At 62.2% G+C, this 19,420-nt stretch carries 17 protein-coding genes; 8 read left to right on the forward strand and 9 right to left on the reverse strand.

Annotated features, from left to right (window positions below; translation table 11 throughout):
* Positions 1-111: 111 nt before the first annotated feature.
* The 3 genes from sugE to PCLY_RS03465 all read right to left on the reverse strand — a co-directional run bounded on the left by sugE (position 112) and on the right by PCLY_RS03465 (position 2,587).
* On the reverse strand, positions 112-426 hold the full coding sequence (gene sugE, locus PCLY_RS03455) for a quaternary ammonium compound efflux SMR transporter SugE (protein WP_061237841.1): 315 nt from the start codon (positions 424-426) through the stop codon (positions 112-114).
* Positions 427-567: 141 nt separating this feature from the next.
* Positions 568-1,515 carry a bile acid:sodium symporter family protein gene (locus PCLY_RS03460; RefSeq protein ID WP_061237842.1) on the reverse strand — a complete coding sequence of 316 codons (948 nt, stop codon included), beginning with the start codon at positions 1,513-1,515 and terminating at the stop codon, positions 568-570.
* A gap of 202 nt (positions 1,516-1,717) precedes the next feature.
* Positions 1,718-2,587: a MurR/RpiR family transcriptional regulator gene (locus tag PCLY_RS03465; RefSeq protein WP_037000233.1), complete on the reverse strand. Its 870-nt coding sequence runs from the start codon at positions 2,585-2,587 to the stop codon at positions 1,718-1,720.
* 202 nt (positions 2,588-2,789) lie between these two features.
* Between PCLY_RS03465 and zwf the strand changes: the two genes are divergently transcribed.
* From zwf to PCLY_RS03500, 7 genes are all read left to right on the forward strand, one after another.
* Complete coding sequence (gene zwf, locus PCLY_RS03470) at positions 2,790-4,259, forward strand: glucose-6-phosphate dehydrogenase (RefSeq protein ID WP_061237843.1); 1,470 nt, start codon at positions 2,790-2,792, stop codon at positions 4,257-4,259.
* On the forward strand, positions 4,246-4,959 hold the full coding sequence (pgl, locus tag PCLY_RS03475) for a 6-phosphogluconolactonase (protein ID WP_061237844.1): 714 nt from the start codon (positions 4,246-4,248) through the stop codon (positions 4,957-4,959). Before zwf ends, pgl begins: the two co-directional genes overlap by 14 nt.
* Before the next feature lies 1 nt (position 4,960).
* Positions 4,961-5,632 carry a bifunctional 4-hydroxy-2-oxoglutarate aldolase/2-dehydro-3-deoxy-phosphogluconate aldolase gene (locus tag PCLY_RS03480; RefSeq protein WP_061237845.1) on the forward strand — a complete coding sequence of 224 codons (672 nt, stop codon included), beginning with the start codon at positions 4,961-4,963 and terminating at the stop codon, positions 5,630-5,632.
* 167 nt (positions 5,633-5,799) lie between these two features.
* Positions 5,800-7,722 carry a methyl-accepting chemotaxis protein gene (locus tag PCLY_RS03485; protein ID WP_061237846.1) on the forward strand — a complete coding sequence of 641 codons (1,923 nt, stop codon included), beginning with the start codon at positions 5,800-5,802 and terminating at the stop codon, positions 7,720-7,722.
* 122 nt (positions 7,723-7,844) lie between these two features.
* On the forward strand, positions 7,845-8,378 hold the full coding sequence (locus PCLY_RS03490; protein WP_061237847.1) for an REP-associated tyrosine transposase: 534 nt from the start codon (positions 7,845-7,847) through the stop codon (positions 8,376-8,378).
* 153 nt (positions 8,379-8,531) lie between these two features.
* Positions 8,532-8,966, forward strand: a complete 435-nt coding sequence (locus tag PCLY_RS03495) for a YciI family protein (RefSeq protein ID WP_061237848.1) — start codon at positions 8,532-8,534, stop codon at positions 8,964-8,966.
* Positions 8,967-8,968: 2 nt separating this feature from the next.
* Positions 8,969-9,388 (forward strand): VOC family protein, encoded by a 420-nt coding sequence (locus PCLY_RS03500; RefSeq protein ID WP_061237849.1) that lies wholly within the window; start codon positions 8,969-8,971, stop codon positions 9,386-9,388.
* Between the two features lie 148 nt (positions 9,389-9,536).
* On the opposite strand, the gene ggpS is transcribed toward PCLY_RS03500, so the two are convergent.
* The 6 genes from ggpS to phhA all read right to left on the reverse strand — a co-directional run bounded on the left by ggpS (position 9,537) and on the right by phhA (position 17,500).
* Complete coding sequence (ggpS, locus tag PCLY_RS03505; RefSeq protein ID WP_061237850.1) at positions 9,537-11,795, reverse strand: glucosylglycerol-phosphate synthase; 2,259 nt, start codon at positions 11,793-11,795, stop codon at positions 9,537-9,539.
* A 273-nt stretch (positions 11,796-12,068) separates the two neighbouring features.
* Positions 12,069-13,319 carry an MFS transporter gene (locus PCLY_RS03510; RefSeq protein ID WP_061237851.1) on the reverse strand — a complete coding sequence of 417 codons (1,251 nt, stop codon included), beginning with the start codon at positions 13,317-13,319 and terminating at the stop codon, positions 12,069-12,071.
* A gap of 145 nt (positions 13,320-13,464) precedes the next feature.
* Complete coding sequence (locus PCLY_RS03515; RefSeq protein ID WP_061237852.1) at positions 13,465-14,808, reverse strand: DUF2254 domain-containing protein; 1,344 nt, start codon at positions 14,806-14,808, stop codon at positions 13,465-13,467.
* A gap of 85 nt (positions 14,809-14,893) precedes the next feature.
* Positions 14,894-16,093: an amino acid aminotransferase gene (locus tag PCLY_RS03520; RefSeq protein WP_061237853.1), complete on the reverse strand. Its 1,200-nt coding sequence runs from the start codon at positions 16,091-16,093 to the stop codon at positions 14,894-14,896.
* The gene (locus PCLY_RS03525) at positions 16,090-16,443 is read right to left on the reverse strand and encodes a 4a-hydroxytetrahydrobiopterin dehydratase (protein WP_024308976.1); all 354 of its coding nucleotides are present in this window, start codon (positions 16,441-16,443) and stop codon (positions 16,090-16,092) included. Before PCLY_RS03525 ends, PCLY_RS03520 begins: the two co-directional genes overlap by 4 nt.
* A gap of 154 nt (positions 16,444-16,597) precedes the next feature.
* Positions 16,598-17,500 (reverse strand): phenylalanine 4-monooxygenase, encoded by a 903-nt coding sequence (phhA, locus tag PCLY_RS03530; RefSeq protein WP_331711345.1) that lies wholly within the window; start codon positions 17,498-17,500, stop codon positions 16,598-16,600.
* A 1,056-nt stretch (positions 17,501-18,556) separates the two neighbouring features.
* Here phhA and PCLY_RS03535 point away from each other — a divergent pair.
* Positions 18,557-19,417, forward strand: a complete 861-nt coding sequence (locus PCLY_RS03535; RefSeq protein WP_061237855.1) for an alpha/beta fold hydrolase — start codon at positions 18,557-18,559, stop codon at positions 19,415-19,417.
* Positions 19,418-19,420: the final 3 nt, after the last annotated feature.

The raw sequence follows: 19,420 nt of genomic DNA on the forward strand, positions 1-19,420 counted from the left end.
TGGGAGGGGCTTTCGGCTCGGGTATCCTGCTTCGCTCTACCTCCTGCTTCCTGCAGTCGCAGCCGCGATTCGCCGCTAAAGCGCCTCCCACGAGGGTGGAATCCGGCTTTCTCAATGGCTCAGCTTGAGCCCGATCAGGCCGCAGACGATCAGCGCCACGCTGGCCAGGCGCAGTAGCGCCATCGACTCGCCGAACAGGATGATGCCGGCGATCACCGTGCCCACCGCGCCGACGCCGGTCCAGATAGCGTAGGCGGTGCCCAGTGGCAGTTCCTTCATGGCCAGGCCGAGCAGGCCAAGGCTGACCAGCATGGCGCAGACGGTCAGCGCCGTTGGCAGTGGTCGGCTGAAGCCGTCGGTGTATTTCAGGCCGATGGCCCAGCCGACCTCGAACAGGCCGGCGAGAAACAGAATGATCCAGGACATATCCACTTCCAGCAGTTGAAGGGGCCGTCCCCGGATGAGCCACCCTGGAGTCAGGGTGTGGAGGTCGTCCTCGCGCGCACCGTTATTGTGCATATTGGCGCGTCCAGGGCAAGGCGCCCTGGATTGGTGCGAGGTGTCGGGTCAGTCTGCGTTTTGCTTCGCGTTCTGCCCCATGCGGCGGTAAAGGGTCGCCAGCAGCGGGCCGGACAGGTTGTGCCAGACGCTGAACAGTGCGCTGGGGACCGCCGCCAGCGGGCTGAAGTGGGCACTGGCCAGCGCGGCGCCGAGGCCGGAGTTCTGCATGCCGACTTCGATCGACAACGTCTTGCGTTGCGCCAGCGACATGCCGAACAGGCGCCCGGCCAGATAGCCCAGACCCAGGCCGATGCCGTTGTGCAGGATCACCACGGCCATGATCAGCAGGCCGGATTCGGCGATCTTGCCCTGGCTGGCGGCGACCACGGCGGCGACGATGGCGACGATGCTGACCACGGAAATCAGCGGCAGCACCTCGACCGCGGTCTTCACGCGTTCACCCAGCAGGCGCTGGGCGATCAGGCCCAGGGCGATGGGCAGCAGTACCATCTTGAGGATGGAGACGAACATGGCGCTGAACGACACCGGCAGCCATTCCGAAGCCAGCATCCAGATCAGTGCCGGGGTCACCAGCGGGGCGAGCAGGGTGCTGACGGCGGTGATCGAGACCGATAGTGCCAGGTCGCCACGGGCGAACCAGGTGATCACGTTCGACGCGGTGCCGCCCGGGCAGCAGCCCACCAGGATCACGCCCACGGCGATTTGCGGCGGCAGGGCGAGGGCCTGGCACAGCAGCCAGGCGGTGCAGGGCATGATGATGAACTGGGCCAGTACGCCGATCAGCACCGCTATCGGGCGACGCGCCACTTCCTGGAAGTCCGCACCCTTGAGGGTCAGGCCCATGCCGAACATGATCAGCCCGAGCAGCGGGACGATCCAGGCGGTCAGCGGCAGGAACCAGCTGGGTTGGAAGAAGGCCATGACGGCGAACAGCAACACCCAGATGGCAAAGGTGTTGCCGATGAAACGGCTGAGGGCGATCAGTGCTTGCATGAAGTCTGTTCCGGCAGGTTCGCAAAACCGCCAAGCCTAGCAGAAGCGACCGCAGCCTGGCCCTCCATGTGGCGCTCTTGCGCAAGGTGCGCATTAGGCCCTGTGCCCCAGATACTCGCCACTGTAAGGCTCAGCCTGCGGCCTATTCGGTTGACGCTGTTCGGCTACGTCAGCGCCATGAAATCAGCCCGCAGGCTGAGCCTTACAGTGGTTCTTCGTCCGCCGGGTAGCGGCTGGCGCTGAGGCTTTCCTTGATCTTGCGCAGGTGCGGCTGGAAATCCACGCCGCGGCGCAGGGTGACGCCGGTGGCGAGTACGTCGAGCACGGTGAGCTGAATGATGCGCGAGGTCATCGGCATGTAGATGTCGGTGTCTTCCGGCAGGGGAATGTCCAGGCTCAGGGTGCTGGCCTTGGCCAGTGGCGAGCCGGCAGCGGTGAGGCCGAGTACCGAGGCGCCGTTCTCACGGGCCAGGCGCGCCACTTCCACCAGTTCGCGGGTGCGCCCGGTGTAGGAGATGATCACGAACAGGTCGCCGGTGTGCGCCACCGAGGCGATCATGCGCTGCATCAGCACGTCGGAGTGGGCCGAGACGGCGAGGTTGAAGCGAAAGAACTTGTGCTGCGCGTCCAGCGCCACCGATGCCGAGGCGCCGAGGCCGAAGAAGTGGATCTGCCTGGCCTGGATCAGCAGGTCGACGGCACGGCTGACGTGTTGCGGATCGAGGCTCTGGCAGGCGCTGTCCAGCGAGGCGATGGTGCTGCCGAAGATCTTGCGCGTGTAGGCCTCGGGGCCGTCGTCGGCCGATACCGCGCGGCTGACATAGGCGGCGCCGCTGGCCAGGCTCTGCGCCAGTTGCATCTTCAGCTCCGGGTAGCCGTTGGCGCCGAACGAGCGGCAGAAGCGGTTGACCGTCGGCTCGCTGACGGCGGCGGCCTGGGCCAACGCAGCGATGCTGAAACGAGTGGCCTGCTGCGGATCGTGCAGGATCACTTCGGCGACCTTGCGTTCGGCCTTGTTCAGGTCGTCCAGGCGGCTCTGGATCTGTTCCAGCAGGTTGCGCACGCGGTCCATAGGGGCTCCTAACAGGCGTTTGAACGGGCCTGGCGACAGGCGATGGGCGGTAAAACAACCGGCCTATCCTACTGATGCCGCCTCCGGCCCACCACTGACTTATCAAGCAAGGCAAAAAATGTTGTTGCTATCACAACATTTTTTCTTGATAAAAGCAGTATCACCCGGTATTTCTAGTGCATCTTGATAAAAGAACAATCTCATGCCCGTGATGAAGCTTGAATCCTGCACCTTTGCCTTGTTCGGCGCGCTGGGCGATCTGGCGTTGCGCAAGTTGTTTCCCGCGCTTTACCAGCTCGATCGTGCCGGTTTATTGCACGATGGCACGCGCGTCCTGGCCCTGGCGCGTGACGGCGGCGAGCCAAGCGCCCACTTGGCTGCCATCGAACAGGCGTTGCGCCTGTACGTGCCGGCCAAGGAGCTGACGGAAACCGACATGGCGCGGTTTCTGGCACGCCTGAGCTACCTGGCCATGGACTTCCTCAAGGCCGATGACTATTCGGTGTTGCTCGAGCAGGTCAGCCCGCAGGATCAGTTGATCGCCTACTTCGCCACGCCCGCTTCGGTATATGGCGGCATCTGCGCCAACCTGGCCGCGGTGGGGCTGGCCGAGGGCACGCGGGTGGTGCTGGAGAAGCCGATCGGCCATGACCTGAGCTCCTCGCGTGCGGTCAACGACGCCGTGGCTCAGGTGTTTCCGGAGAACCGCGTTTATCGCATCGACCATTACCTGGGCAAGGAGACGGTGCAGAATCTCATTGCCCTGCGCTTTGCCAACAGCCTGTTCGAAACCCAGTGGAACCAGAACCACATCTCCCACGTGGAAATCACCGTGGCCGAGAAGGTCGGTATCGAGGGCCGTTGGGGCTACTTCGATCAGGCCGGGCAGCTGCGCGACATGATCCAGAACCACTTGTTGCAGTTGCTCTGCCTGATCGCCATGGATCCGCCCAGCGACCTGTCCGCCGACAGCATTCGCGACGAGAAGGTCAAGGTGCTCAAGGCGCTGGAGCCGATCAATGTCGAACAGCTCGGCCAGCGCGTGGTGCGCGGCCAGTACGTCGCCGGCAGCAGCGATGGGCGGCCGGTGCCCGGGTATCTGGAGGAGGAGAACTCCAACACCCAGAGCGATACCGAAACCTTCGTCGCCCTGCGCGCCGACATCCGCAACTGGCGCTGGGCGGGCGTGCCGTTCTACCTGCGGACCGGCAAGCGCATGCCGCAGAAGCTGTCGCAGATCGTCATTCACTTCAAGGCGCCGCCGCACTACATCTTCGCCCCGGAGCAGCGCCAGTTGATTGGCAACAAGCTCATCATCCGCCTGCAGCCGGACGAAGGCATCGCCCTGCAGGTGTTGACCAAGGATCAGGGCCTGGACAAGGGCATGCAGTTGCGCAGCGGCCCGCTGCAGCTGAGTTTCTCCGACACTTACCGCAGTGCGCGGATCCCCGACGCCTACGAACGTCTGCTGCTGGAAGTGATGCGCGGCAACCAGAACCTGTTCGTGCGCAAGGACGAGATCGAATACGCCTGGCAGTGGTGCGATCAGTTGATCGACGGCTGGCAGCGCCTCGGCGAAGCGCCGAAACCTTATACCGCCGGCAGCTGGGGCCCCATGGCCTCGGTCGCGTTGATCACCCGGGACGGCAGGAGCTGGTATGGCGATCTCTAAACTGAAACTGCCGCAAGGCGTGCAGGCCTGTTCGCACGACGATGCCGGGCAGCTGGCCCAGGCATTGGCGGTACGCGTGGCCGATGCGCTGCGTCAGGCCATCGCCAGTCGCGGGCGGGCCACCTTGGTGGTCTCCGGTGGACGTAGCCCGGTGCCGTTCTTCGACGCGCTGGCGCAGCAGGCGCTGCCCTGGACGCAGGTGTGCGTCAGCCTGGCCGACGAGCGTTGGGTGCCGGTCAATCATGCCGGTAGCAACGAGGCGCTGGTGCGTCGTCATCTGCTCCGGGGGCCGGCTGCCGAAGCCCGCTTTCTCGGTCTCTACCAGGTCGCTGGCAACCTCGAGCAAGCGGCCGAGCTGGCCGACGCTGCGGTTGCCGAGCTGGCGCCTGTCGACGTGCTGGTGCTGGGCATGGGCGACGATGGCCACACGGCCTCGCTGTTCCCGCACAGCCCCAATCTGCTCGAGGCACTGCAGCCGGACTGCGCGCGCCGGGTGTTGCCGATGCTCGCCCCGAGCGAGCCAGCACAACGCCTGACCCTGACCCTGCCGGTGCTGGCCAGCGCACGTCTGCCGCTGCTGGCGATCCAGGGCCAGGCGAAACTGAACACCCTGAGCGCAGCACTGCAGCCGGGCGAGGTCGCCCAGATGCCGATCCGTGCGTTCCTCAATTCTCCTCTTGAAATCCACTGGTGCCCCTGACATGACCAGCCTCGACCAAGACCAGCGTGCGCGCATGGCCGACAAAATCGCCGAGATCGACCGCATCTGCGCTCAGGCGCGGATCATGCCGGTGATCACCATCGCCCGTGAGGCGGATATCCTGCCGCTGGCCGACGCCCTGGCCGCCGGTGGCCTGCGGGTGCTGGAAGTGACCCTGCGCTCGGAGCATGGCCTGGAGGCGATTCGCCGCCTGCGTGCCGAGCGTCCCGAGCTCTGCGTTGGCGCCGGTACCGTGCTGGATCAGGACATGCTTGCCGCGGCAACCGCTGCCGGTGCGCAGTTCATCGTCACGCCAGGCAGCACGCGTGAGCTGCTGCTGGCGGCGCTGGACAACCCTCTGCCCATGCTGCCAGGCGTGAGCAGTGCGTCGGATCTGATGATCGGCTACGCCCTCGGCTATCGCCGCTTCAAGCTGTTTCCGGCGGAGGTCTGCGGTGGTGTCGCGGCGCTCAAGGCGCTGTCCGGGCCTTTCGGGGGCGTGCGTTTTTGCCCAACCGGCGGCATCACTCCGGACAACCTGCAACGCTACATGGCACAGCCCAACGTGATGTGCGTGGGCGGCACCTGGATGTTCCAGCGCGAGTGGGTGGCCAACAGCGATTGGGCGCGGATCCAGCAATGCAGCGCCGAGGCTCTGAAGCTGTTGGCCTGAATAGTTTGAACGGCGTCGCAGAATGGCCGCTGCGACGCCACAGCACTGCGTATGGGTTTAAATTCTGTGTCGTAGCGGCCGCCCTGTTCGTCAGCTACTCCCTGTGCTGGCTTCAACAAAAACAATTCTCCAGCGAAACCTGAAACACCCGCAGTTGGAGAATTGTTATGAATACCTGGTTCGCTAACATCCGCGTGACCCATAAGCTGGCGCTAGGCTTCGGTATGGTGCTGGCCCTGACCTTGATCCTCGCAAGCGTTGCCTGGACCAGCATGGGCAGCCTTATCCAGCGCAGCAATTGGACTGCCGACATCAATCACCTTAGCAATCTGCTGACTGAGCTGCGTGTCGACCGTCTGCGTTACATGCTGGATAACGGTGACGAGAAGATGGCCGAGGTGGTGCAGAAATCGCTGAACAGCTACAGCGACGCGCATGCCGACGTACGCAGTCGCTTTCGCAGTGCCGAGAACGTTCGCCTGCTGAAGCAGCAGGCCGAGCAGATCGAGCTGTACCGGCAGTCCTTCAAGCGCATGGACGAGGGCTATCGCACCGCACGTGCTGCCCGCGAGCAAATGGGCAGCCTGGCGAAGCAGGCATTTGCCGAGCTTGAAAACCTGTACAAGGTCGTGCAGCAGATTCCGCAGGACGACGAGCGTCGTTTCCAGCGTTACCAGGCCGTGCGCGATGTGCGTGAACACATGCAGTTGACCCGTTATGAAGTGCGCGGCTTTACGGCAAATCCCAACGCCACTACCGAACAGGCGATGCGCACCCAGGTCGAGCGTGCCGTGCAGAGCATCGACGCGCTGGCGGCGGCCTTCGCCGGCGAGCAAGCTGGCGCCATCAGCGCTGTGCGCGCTGGTCTCGATGCCTATCAGGTGCAAGTGCAGCGCTTCAGTCAGGCCAACGACAATATCGTCGCCGCTCGTGCTGAAATGACCCAGGAAGGCTACCAGATCGTCAAGGACAACAAGGCGCTGGTACAGCTCCAGATCGACCGTCGTGACGAAGAAACCGCCACTGCGCGCAGTCTGCAGATCATCACCACGTTGCTGGCGCTGTTGTTCGGTGTGCTGGCTGCCTGGATCATCACTCGACAGATCACGCGTCCGCTGCAGGAAACCCTGGGCGCAGTCCAGCGCATCGCTGAGGGCGATCTGACCGCTACCGTGCAGGTCGAGCGTCGCGATGAGATGGGCCAGCTGCAGCAGGGTATCCAGTACATGGCCAGTACCCTGCGCGAGCTGATCTCAGGCATTCGTGACAGCGTGACGCAGATCGCCAGTGCTGCCGAGGAGTTGTCGGCGGTTACCGAGCAGACCAGCGCCGGTGCCAACAGCCAGAAGAGCGAGACCGATCAGGTTGCCACTGCCATGCACGAGATGTCGGCCACGGTGCAGGAAGTCGCGCGCAATGCGGAGCAGGCTTCGCAGGCCGCCAACCAGGCCGATGGTCAGGCACGCATGGGAGATCAGGTGGTTGCCGAGGTGATTGCGCAGATCGAGCGCCTGGCCGCCGAGGTCAGCCGTTCCAGCGAGGCGATGAATGGCCTGCAGCAGGAAAGCGACAAGATCGGCAGCGTCATGGACGTGATCAAGTCGGTGGCCGAGCAGACCAATCTGCTGGCGCTCAACGCTGCCATCGAAGCGGCGCGTGCCGGTGAGGCTGGGCGCGGTTTTGCCGTGGTCGCCGATGAAGTCCGCGGCCTGGCCCAGCGCACGCAGAAGTCCACGGAAGAGATCGAAGCCTTGATCGCCGGGCTGCAGAGCGGCACCCAGCAGGTCGCTGCGGTGATGCGCAACAGTCGCGATCTGACCGACAGCAGCGTCGAGCTGACGCGCAAGGCTGGTGACTCGCTGGGCAGCATCACCCAGGCGGTGTCCAGTATTCAGTCGATGAACCAGCAGATCGCCGCTGCAGCAGAAGAGCAGAGCGCCGTGGCCGAGGAAATCAGCCGTAGCATTCTCAGTGTGCGTGACGTTTCCGAACAGACCGCCACCGCCAGCGACGAAACGGCCAAATCCTCGGCCGAGCTGGCGCGCCTGGGCGGTCAGCTGCAAGCAATGGTCAGCCGCTTCCGCGTTTGATTGGGGGGCGGCACAGGTGCGCATGGTGCACCCTGCGGGAATTGCGCCGTTCAACCCCTAGGGTGCGCTGCGCGCACCGCCGACTATCCTGAATCTGCCGGCATGGATTCAGGAGACAGGGAATGTCCAATTACCGCCGCGCCCGTGAAGCGGGCGCCTGTCATTTCTTTACGTTGGTAAGCCACCAGCGCCTCTGCGTATTGACCGATGCGCCATTGCGCGCGGCCTTGCGCCGCGCCATCGAACGAGTCCGTTTACACCGTCCCTTCATCATCGAGGGGTGGGTACTGCTGCCCGATCATCTGCATTGTGTCTGGCGTCTGCCTGAGGGGGATGCAGATTTTGGCTCACGCTGGTCGATGATCAAGCGCCTGACTTCTCAGGCCTTGCCGGGGTTCGGTTCGATCAGTTTGAGCCGCAGTTTGCGTCGTGAGTCCGGTCTGTGGCAGCGGTGCTTCTGGGAACAGCGTATTCGCGACGAAGAGGATTACCGTCGGCATATGGATTACCTGCATTTCAATCCGGTGAAGCATGGCTTGGTCGATTGTGTGGCAGATTGGCCGTGGTCCAGCTTTCATCGCTTGGTGAAGGAGGGCATGTATCCCGCAGATTGGGGCAGCGATACCAAGGTGAATGACGGTGAGTACGGCGAATGACGCGGTGCGCGCAGCACGCGCCAACTTTTTTCAGCCGGTCTGTCGATTCTTTCTTCGCCCATTCGACTACTGCACAGAACCCCGCCCTGGGTTCACTGTCAGCCGTAGGGAGACACCCTGCGCGCGACTTCGACTCGAACAAGGAGAAAGGCGATGCGTTTCATGGTGATTGTCAAGGCGACCGCGTATTCCGAAGCCGGTGCGATGCCCAGCGAAGAGTTGCTGACGGCCATGGGCCGTTACAACGAGGAGCTGGCTGCAGCGGGCGTGATCCAGGCGGCAGAAGGCTTGCACCCCAGCTCCAGGGGGGCGCGGGTGAGATTTTCCGGTGCGCAGCGCACGGTGATCGATGGCCCCTTCATGGAGACCAAGGAGCTGGTAGCCGGCTTCTGGATCTTTCAGTGCGAGTCGCTGCAGGCCTGCATCGAGTGGGTCAAGCGTTGCCCCAACCCCATGCCTGGCGAGTCCGATATCGAGATTCGGCAGATTTTCGAGGCCGAGGATTTCGGCGCCGAGTTCACCCCCGAGTTGCGCGAGCAGGAAGAACGTATTCGCGCGCGCATGAGCAGTGAAAATCAAGGAGAGTAATGATGAAGATACATGCCTACCTGATGTTCGACGGCCAGTGCGAGGAGGCCTTCAACCACTACGCCGAGGTCTTCGGCGGGAAGCTGGAGATGATGCGCTACGCTGACAGCCCCGAGGATATGGAGGTTCCGGCCGAGTACCAGCAGCGTGTCATGCACGTTTGCCTGACCGTCGGCGAACAGGTGCTGATGGCCTCCGATAATTTGCCGCAGTACCCCTATGAGGGGATCAAGGGCTGTTCCGTTTCCCTGCAGGTGGACAACGTGCCTGAGGCCGAGCGCCTGTATGAGGCATTGTCGGTTGGCGGTTCGGTGCAGATGGAGCTGCAGGCAACCTTCTGGGCGACCCGCTTCGCCATGCTCACCGACCGTTTCGGCGTGTCCTGGATGATCAACTGCGTGGTCGATAGTCAGGAGGGTTGACGGCGGCAGGGTGCAATCCGGGAAAGTGTGATTGCACCCTGCGCGGCATTGCGCGGCATTGCGCGGCATTGCGCGTTAGCCGCGATCAAGCGAGAAGCTCGCCGCTAAAGCGCCTCCCACAAGGCGCAGCCTCCGCGTGTGAGCGCTGCTAGCTCGCCAGCGTCAGCGGCGTGGGTTTGTGCTGCACCTGCACGCCTGCGAGAAACTCCTCGCCCCAGCGGCGGATGTCGTTGTAGCAGACGATATCGAACAGCTCGCGCAGGCGCGCCTGCGCCTCGCTCTTGGGCAGGTTCAGGGCCAGGTAGCAGGTCTGCGCCAGGTCAGCCGGGTCATGCGGGTTGGTTAGCAGCGCCCCCTTGAGCTCGGCGGCGGCGCCGGCGAATTCCGATAGCACCAGCACACCACGCCCACCGAGCAGGCCTTGCGCTGCGACGAACTCCTTGGCCACCAGGTTGAGGCCGTCGCGCAGTGGGGTGATCCACATGACGTCGGCCATGGCGTACCAGGCGCTGACCTCCTCGAACGGCAGACTGCGGAAGAAGAACTGCAGCGGCGTCCAGCCGATGCGGGCGAAGCGGCCGTTGATGCGACCTACCGCCTGTTCGATCTGGGTCTGCAGCTCGTCGTAGATGGTCATTTCCTTGGCCGCCGGCACGCACACGGTGACCAGGGTGACCTTGCCGATCAGCTCGGGGTTGTCCGCGAGCAGGCGCTCGTAGGCATTGAGCTTTTCCAGGATGCCCTTGGTGTAGTCGAGGCGCTCCACCGAGAGAATCAGCTTCACACCCTTCATTTCCTCGCGCAGTTGCGCCATCAGTTCCTTGATCTTCGGCGCTTCCAGGGCGTTGCGCACGCGCTCGATGTCCAGGCCGACCGGGTGGGCGCCGAGTTTGACCTGGCGGGTGCCGGTATCCAGCGCGGTGGTCATGCGCTCCAGACCCACGGCGCAGCCATAGGTGATGAAGCGCGGTGCGCAGTTCTGCCGTTCCAGGGTTTTCAGCGGGAACACGCCACGGGCGACGTCGACGAAGTTCTCCACCTGGCGTGGGATATGGAAGCCGATGTAGTCGCACTGCAGCAGGCTGCCGACGATCTGTCGGCGCCACGGCAGCACGTTGAACACGTCCGCCGAGGGGAAGTAGGTGTGGTGGAAGAAGGCGATGCGCAGGTCCGGGCGCAGCTCGCGCAGGTAGGCCGGCACCATCCACAGGTTGTAGTCGTGCAGCCAGACGATGGCGCCTTCGGCGGCTTCCAGTGCGGTGCGTTCGGCGAAGGCGCGGTTGACCTTGCAGAACACCTGCCAGTCGTCCTCGTTGAAGGTGGCGCGTTCCCAGAAGGTGTGCAGCGTCGGCCAGAAGGCTTCCTTGGAAAAGCGCTTGTAGAAGATGTCGACTTCTTCCTTGCTCAGCTTGACCCGCGCGGCGGTGAGCTTGGGATAGCGTTCGGCGTCCACCGTGGTGTGGCTGTCGAACGGCTCGTCGTCATTCTCATGCACCGCCCAGGCAACCCAGGACCCGGGGCGGCCATCGCCGAAGAAGCTGAGCAGGGTGGGAATGATGCCGTTGGGCGAGGTCGGGCGACGACGCTGCAGCTTGCCGGCGGCATTACGGTATTCCTCATAGGGCAGGCGGTGATAGACCATCACCAGCTCGGCCTTGCCCGGTTGTGCGGCCTGGCGGCGTTCGGCGGCGATACCGTGTTCACCGAGAAAACCGAAATGGGCGAAGGCCTCGAGAATGCCGCCGCAACCCGGGCGCTCGGCGTGCAGGGTGCGCGAGTGGCTGTGCGTGGCTTCCAGCAGGGCGGTTTCCGACTGGCCGACGCACACGCCGTGGAAGCTGGAACTGAGCATGGACAGGTCATTGAGCGTATCGCCAGCGGCCAGCACCTGATCGTGGCTCAGCTCCAGCCAGTCGGCCAGGGCCTGCAGACTGCTGCCTTTGTTCACGCCCTTGGGCAGAAAATCCAGGTACAGCTCGGCGGAGTAGAGCAGGTCGCAACCCAGCTCGTCAGCGATCTGGCGCAGTTGTGGATTGGCCGCCTGTTCGGGCGTGCAGAAGTAGGAGCAGCGGCGCGCCTGCGGCACGTCCTGGCGTTCCAGGCCGAATGGCTCGACGGCCCCGGCGACCTGGGTCTCACCGGGCCAGCGGGTATCGACCAGGCTCTGCAATTGCTGGATCGGTTGCAGGCTATCGCCATGCACCAGGGTCGCGCCGACGTCGGCGATGATGTAGTCCGGCTGTGGCAGCGTCGGGTCCGCCAGCAGTGGCAGCACGGCCTCCAGGCTGCGCCCGGTGACATAGGCGAGCTTGATCTCCGGGTGCGCGGCGATGGTCTGATAGAGGCTCAGACGATCTTCGGGATTGCCAGCGAGAAAGGTTCCATCCAGGTCGGTAGCTAATAGCATCGTTGTTTCTCCAGAAGTGGCCGGTACGGTTCTGCTCGATTGTGAGCGGCCGACGGGCCGGGTTTCTGGCTGCTTGGGGTAGGCTCAAGGCCTTGCCGAAACAGCCTTTAAGAACCTGTCCCGAGACTGCTGCGCGTATGCCGTGCTGCGTTGTAGCCGAGCTCAGAATGCTCATTTACAACTCGTAAAGTCGAACGCGACTCCAATCGCTTCTTCGCTCGACTTCGCTTTGCCTGGCTCTAGCTCGCGAGTCTTTGAACAGGTTCTATGACTTCAGGACTGAGTTGTCTCCTCCGTCGAATCATGGGGTGGTGCATCGGGCATCAGCTCCAGCACCGTAGGGCTGGTGCGCAACATCGGTACGAAGTGCGCAGCGTCGCCAGTCACCAGGTCGCTGACGTGGCGCAGCCGGTAAAGGGTATAGGCAGCCAGCAGGCCGAGGGTGCAGGCGAAGTACAGCGGCAATGCACCGGCGCCCAGTTGCTCCATCAGTACGCCGGCCAGCAGCGGCCCGCATACCGAACCGATACCGTTGACCATCAGTAGGCTGGCGGAGCCGGAAAGAATCTCGTCGCTGCGTAGCTGGTCGATCAGTTGTGCCACTGCGATGGGGTAGATGGCGAAGGCCAGGCCGCCCCAGATGAAAATCGCGCCGAGTAGCAGCGGCCCGGCTGGCAACAGGCTCATGACCAGTGCCAGGACCACGGCCAGGACCACGACCCAGAACAGCACCTGGCGGCGGTCGTGGCGGTCGGAGTAGATGCCGATGGGCCACTGCAGCAGGGCGCCGCCGAGAATGGTCGCGGTCATCAGCAGGCCGACGCCCGGCGTATCGAAGCCGGCCAGGCTGGCGTAGACCGGCGCCATGCCCCAGAAGGCGCCGAGTGCCAGGCCGGACAAGCCAGCAGCGACTATGGCCAGCGGCGCGATACCCCACAGCTGGCGCAGGTTGCTCGGCTGCGTTTCCGGCAGGCTCGGCTGCGTCTGCCGGGTGAGAGTGATGGGCATCAGTGCGGCGCTGATCAGGATGGCAGCGATGGCGAACAGGGTGAACTGCACCGGATCAGCCAGGTGCAGCAGTTGTTGGGCCAGTGCCAGGGCACCGAGGTTGACTGCCATGTACACGGCAAAAATCTGGCCGCGTTTCTCATTGGGCGCCTGGGCGTTGAGCCAGCTCTCGATGACCATGTACAGCGTCACCAGGGCCAGGCCGTAGAGCACGCGCAAACCCAGCCAGACCCACGGGTCGATCAGCAGCAGGTGGAGCAGGGCGGCGATTGCGGCCAGCGCTGCGCAACAGGCGAACGCGCGAATGTGCCCGATGCGTCTGACCAGCGGAGTCGCCAGCCAGGTGCCGAGAAGGAACCCGACGAAGTACCCGGACATGATCAGTCCGAGCATCGTGGTGGAGTAGCCTTCGGCGACGCCACGCAGGGTCAGTAGGGTGTTGAGCAGGCCATTGCCGAGCAGGAGTAACGCGACCCCGCTCAGCAATGAGCTGATGGGGGCAATCAGGGACCACATGCGAACTACCCTAGGGAACTGTGCCCCTGATAGCAAGCATGAAGCACGCCATGGATTTCGTTATGTGTTAGCAAGTTATTGATTTTTAATGATTATTTTTGCTGATAAACGGTCGTGCAATTTTTTCGAGGCAAAACTCGCCCCATCATGGGGCTTGGCTTGCGACCTGCAGGGGCATCAGCGGCTGGTCTGCGCCTTGCAACGTACGATTGATGCGCGCGATGAAGTCGTTGATTTCTTCACGTTCGCGACGTTCGCTCAGATGTCGTTCGGCGGTATCTCGCACGCTGCGCGCATGGCGCAGCAGGTCGGCGCGTTGCTGGGGGCTGGCGGGGCGGTGCAGCAGGTTCTTGAAGGCTTGCAGCAGGCTGACCAGGACGCTGAGGTCTGCTGCACCGTAGGCGCGTATCGGCCCCAATAGTTGCAGCAGCAGCTGGTCCAGCGACAGTTCCCGATAGCACAGCCTTGGCGGCTCGTCGGGCAGGCTGGCGAAGTCGCGTTCGGGCAGCGCCAGGCGTCTGCTCAGCAGCACGCTGAGCAGATCCACTGTCTTGATTGCCGTACCCGGATCGTTGATGCCGGGGCTCAGCGCCTTCACCGCGATCTCCGACATCTGCCGGCAGCCGAAGAAGTAATGGCTGCTGGCGTACTCTTCGATGAAGAAGTCGAAGCAGTCGAGCAGTTGCTGGCAGGTGGCCTCGTCCAGCGGGCGTTCCAGGCGAAACAGCGGGTGCCCCTCGCTGACGAAGAAACCGCGGTGGGCGAGTACGGTCATCCGTACCTGGTGGCGCTGCAGCAGCACGTTGACCTCGTTGACGTTGAGTTCCTTGAAGTAGCCATTGCGCTGCGCGTTGACGGTGACCCAGTCGCTGTCGTCCGGCCACTGTGGCTCGGCGTCGTACGAGGCCGCGCCAAGGCTGCAGGCGTCGAGCTTCTCCAGGCTGGCGCCGTAGAGGTTGCTGAGGATGTGTTCGACCTGAATCGACTGCGAGATCGAGCGGATGAAGTGCACGAACAAACCCAGGCAGGTGATGCCCAGCACCAGGGTGATCAGCACGCCCAGGCTCGGTACGCGGTCGCTGTCGCCTTGTTCGATGGTGGTGATCAGCAGCAGTGCATAGAGGATGCTGCCGAGGTAGATGCCCAGGGTCTTCTGGTGGCCCTTGCTGCTGATCAGCCCCGGAATCACCCGAGGCGAAAGCGAGGCTGCGGCATTGTTGAGCACCACCATGACCATCGAGAAACTGAATACCATCAGCGACAGAATGCCGGCCACCAGGGTGCCGAGAATCAGCCTGGCATTGTCGGCGTTGCGCACCAGGCCAAGGTCGAACTGCCTTTTGAGCGACATTATCCAGGGCTGGTATTCCGCGGCCATGGTCAGCAGGCAGAGCACGAAGAAGCCGATGGCGATCAGCGTCGGGTAGAACGCCAGGCTGTGAATGATGCGCTGGTAGGCGCGAAACAGGATGTTGCTGGGTACGGCCATTGGCGAATCCGTCGTGAATGGCGATGACCGCACTATAGCGCTGAAGATGGCAGGCGGCAGGTCTTAAAGACCTCCGCCTGCTGCCTCAGTTCACGCACACCCGGGCGATGGCGCTGGCCAGTTGATCCAGCCTGCCGGCATCCAGCCCGGCGACGTTGGCGCGACCACTGCCGACCATGTACACGCTGAATTCCTCGCGCAGGCGTTGCACCTGCAGCGGTGACAGACCGGTGTAAGAGAACATGCCGCGCTGCTCGGCGATGTGCGCGAAGCGCTCGCCCAAGCCGTGCGGGGCCAGTGCGTCGACCAGGCCGCAACGCAGGCTGGCAACCCGCAGGCGCATGCTTTCCAGTTCCTCCTGCCACAGGCGTTTGAGGTCGTCGTCGGCGAGGATCTGCGCGACTACCGCAGCGCCGTGGGCAGGTGGCGTCGACCACAGGTTGCGGGCGAGGGACGCCAGTTTGCTGCGGATGTCGACGAGCTTGTCGGCTTCGCCAGCGCAGACGATCAGGGCACCGGTGCGCTCGCGATACAGCCCGAAGTTCTTCGAGCAGGAACTGGTGATCAGCAGTTCCGGCAGCTCGGCGGCGAACAGACGTACCGCCCAGGCATCCTCTTCCAGGCCGTCACCGAAGCCCTGGTAGGCAAAGTCGATCAGCGGCAGCAGTTCGCGTGCCTTGACCACTTCCAGCACGCGTTTCCAGTCATGCGGGGCGAGGTCGAAGCCGGTCGGGTTGTGGCAGCAGGCATGCAGCAAGACCACGTCGCCCTTGGGCAGGTGGGCCAGGGTGGCGATCATGGCCTCCACGTCGAGACGGTTGTCGCTGCTGACGTAGGGGTAGTGACCGACCTTGAGCCCGGCCTCGGCGAACAGGGTTTCATGGATCGGCCAGGTCGGATCGCTCAGCCAGATGCCACGCCCAGGCAGGCAGTGGTGGATGAAATCGCCGGCCAGGCGCAGGGCGCCGGTGCCGCCCGGCGTTTGCGTCGCGCCGGCGCGTTGCCCGGCGAGCAATGCCGAGTCCGCCCCCAGCACCAGCTGACTCAGACGTGTGCCGAACGCGGCGTCGCCGTGACCGCCGATGTAGGTCTTGCTCTGTTCGATGTCGATCAGGCGCTGCTCGGCCAGTTTCACTGCACGGGGAATCGGTGTCAGGCCCTGGGCGTCCTTGTAGACGCCAACACCGAGGTCGAGGCGTGCCGGGTTGCTGTCGAGGCGATAGGCCTCCATCAGGCTCAGGATGGGGTCGCCCGGCACGCGGGCGACCTTGGCGAAATGGCTCACTTGCGGCCCTCGGCGCTGGCGGCCAGTACATCGGTACGCGCAGCCATGATGAAGTCATTGCGGTGCAGGCCGCGCATTTCGTGGCTCCACCAGGTGACGGTGACCTTGCCCCATTCGGTGAGCAGGGCCGGGTGGTGGCCGACTTCCTCGGCGATGGCGCCAACGGCGTTGGTGAAAGCCAGGGCATGGCGGAAGTTCTTGAACAGGTACACGCGCTCCAGCTCCATGTGGTCGCCGCGTACCTCGATGTTCCAGTCGGGGATCTCGCGGATCAGCTCGGCCAGTTCCTCATCGGACACTTTCGGCGCATCGGCGCGGCAGGCTTCGCATTGGGCTTGGGCAAGGCTCATGGGGTTCTCCTGTTTTTTGTGGCCCGGATGAAAACCGGGCCATGTCTGCGAGCCGCTCCGGACTTGATCCGGGCTACTCGCTCGTGTGTGGCAGCCGCGTCCAGGCAGCGAAGCGCGCGGGCAGCGGCAGCCGTGGGCAAGAGCGCGTCACGGTCTACGCGGCTTTCGGTGGAAACTTCGGCGCGTGCAGGCCTAACTGCATGGCCTGCTGCACCAGCGCCATGATGTCTTGCTGAGCCAGCTCGAACAGGCGCTTGAGCTGCGGCAGAACGAAGTAAACCGGCTGCAGGATATCGATGCGATAGGGCGTGCGCATTGCCTCCAGTGGATCGAAGGTTTGATGCTCGGGCATATCGGACAGCGCGTAGAGCGTTTCCTTCGGCGATGAGAGGATACCGCCACCATAGATGCGCCGGCCTGCTGGAGTGTCGAGCAGGCCGAACTCGATGGTCAGCCAGTACAGGCGCGCCAGATAGACGCGCTGCTCTTTGGTGGCCTTGAGGCCGAGCTTGCCGTAGGTGTGGGTGAATTCGGCAAACCAGGGATTGGTCAGCATGGGGCAATGGCCGAAGATCTCATGGAAGATATCCGGCTCCTGCAGGTAGTCCAGTTCTTCGGGCGTGCGAATGAAGGTGGCGACGGGAAACTGCTTGCTGGCCAGCAGCTCGAAGAAGGTCTGGAAGGGAATCAGCGCCGGTACCCGCGCCACCCGCCAACCGGTAGCGGTTTCGAGCACGCGATTGATTTCACTTAGCTGCGGGATACGCTCGAGTGGCAGGCCGAGCTGCTCGATGCCATCCAGATATTCCTGGCAGGCGCGGTTCTGGATCACCTCCAGTTGGCGAGTGATCAGGGTGTTCCACACCTGATGCTCGCGTTCCGGGTAATGGATAAAGCCACTCTCGTCCGGTTCCCGGGCCAGGTACTGCGTGCTCTTCATCGTTGCCTCCTGCTGGGGCTGTTGTTCTTGTTGAGTTCCAGCATGGTGCCGGCGACACCTGTGGGCCAGAGGTCGGCAGTGCAGGAGGACGGTGTGATGCGGGTAGTTCGTAACTATTTCTTTACTCTTTTGCCCAGTGTCCGGCTGATGTGGGTTCGTTTTCGATTGCCTGTAAACTTTTCATTACGATATTTTCTGGCGACAGTGATTTCGGCTTTCTTGCGCTTGCCTGATTCCTGCCTGTGCTCCATGTGCGTATCGAGGGTCGTGGTGCCAGCTGATTGACTGGATTGTCATATGTCATTTATGAACCGGTTTGATGTTGGGTTCGCTACGCCAAAAGCCCCAACCCCTAATTACAACTTCAAACTTTCCGTGACGATTTGCCGAGGCTTCAGCCACTTAACTGGGTTGTTGATTTGCATGGCGAACGCATGTCAGTGAAATAAGCCAATTCAGTACGTCGATATATCTCATGTAGTACGGCGCCGCCGCTGAGGGAATAACGGATGTGACTCGCGCTATGAGTGATTGCCTGATTGCGGGGGATGATAACGGTTGGATAAATGAAGTGAGCTTTCGATTGCGGTTCAAGTTGCCTGGTAATTGCCAGGGCCGATCTTAATATATTGAGTTTTCTTGGAATTAGCAGTGAGGGAAATAAAGTAACCACCTGGCGCCGTACGAGTAGCCTTACAGGTGCTCTCGAAATTTCAGCGAAACGATGCCCTGTTCTGTAAGTATATTTTTACGTCATGAAAAGTTTACAGGCTGACTGTGTGGATAATTACGGGTAGATCAGTTTTTAATTGTGCCGCATATGTGTAACAAAATGTTTCTAGATAGTGGTCAATTAATCCGTAAGCAAATTGCTACACCCTGACATGACGTCCCGTGAGGCCTGCCCGTGGGGCGATGGTGACCCTACAGGATCGAGGTGGGGCGCTGCGTTTTGGGTGCATTATTTCAATCAAGAGCGCCTGAAACATGGCGTCATTGACTTGTCGGTCACAGATGCCCTGGGCTATAAAAATTCCAATTCCTGCAGGAGGGGGCAGGGATTCGAACCTTTCGCGAATCTTTCATTCTGTATTGTGACGTTTTATTGACGTATTCGCCGCTTTCACGGATGAGAATGATCGTGTTTATGTTTATATTTCTGGAGTACAGGGCATGGAAACGAAGGTACTGACGGCGGCGGGTTTCAATGTTTATACGGAGATGTATTGGTGCGGAGAGCAGGCCAAGACGGTATTGCTCATCAATGGCGCTCTGTCCACGACGGGATCTTTCGGGCAAACAGTAAAGTACTTGCAGCCTCATTTTAATCTTGTGTTGTTCGATCTTCCCTTTGCCGGGAAGTCACGTGAGCACAATGCGCTCGGGCGTGTGGTCAGCAAGGAAGATGAAGTTCGTATTATTCTGGATCTTATCGAACGTTTTCAGGTCAATTTTTTATTGTCGGTATCCTGGGGTGGGGTATCGGCCATGTTGGCGCTTGCTGAATCTCCACCAAGCGTCGAGCGGGCGATCATCAGTTCGTTTTCCCCGGTCATCAATGACGCGATGCGGGACTATCTCGACAAGGGGCAGGCTTACCTGGCGACCCGGGACAAGAGAAAGATCGGCAGCCTGCTCAATGATACGGTGGGCAAATACTTGCCGCGCCTGTTCAAACTCTACAACTTCAAGCACTTGATCAGTCTGGCCGAGCACGAATACCGGCAGATCGAGTTCCATATTGCCCAGGTCCGTGAACTCAGTGCCAAAAATTATGTGGAGCGCTTTGCCCAGATAAAAATCCCGGTATTGTTCGTCAATGGTGAGCGGGACGAATACACCACGGCAGCGGATGCGCGGCAGTTCGCCCACTATGTCGCGGACAGCCATTTCACGGTGGTCCAGGGGGCAGGGCATTTTCTCGATCTGGAGAGCAAATCGGCCTGGCTTGCATCGCGTGAGTCGGCGCTGTCTTTCTTCGGTGCCGAGGTCGCTACGCGGGTGTTTCCGGAGCTGTCACCGTCGTTGGTGTGATTT

Origin of the sequence: Ectopseudomonas composti, assembly GCF_001567565.1 — a bacterium.
GTDB classification, from domain to species: Bacteria; Pseudomonadota; Gammaproteobacteria; order Pseudomonadales; family Pseudomonadaceae; genus Aquipseudomonas; species Aquipseudomonas composti_A.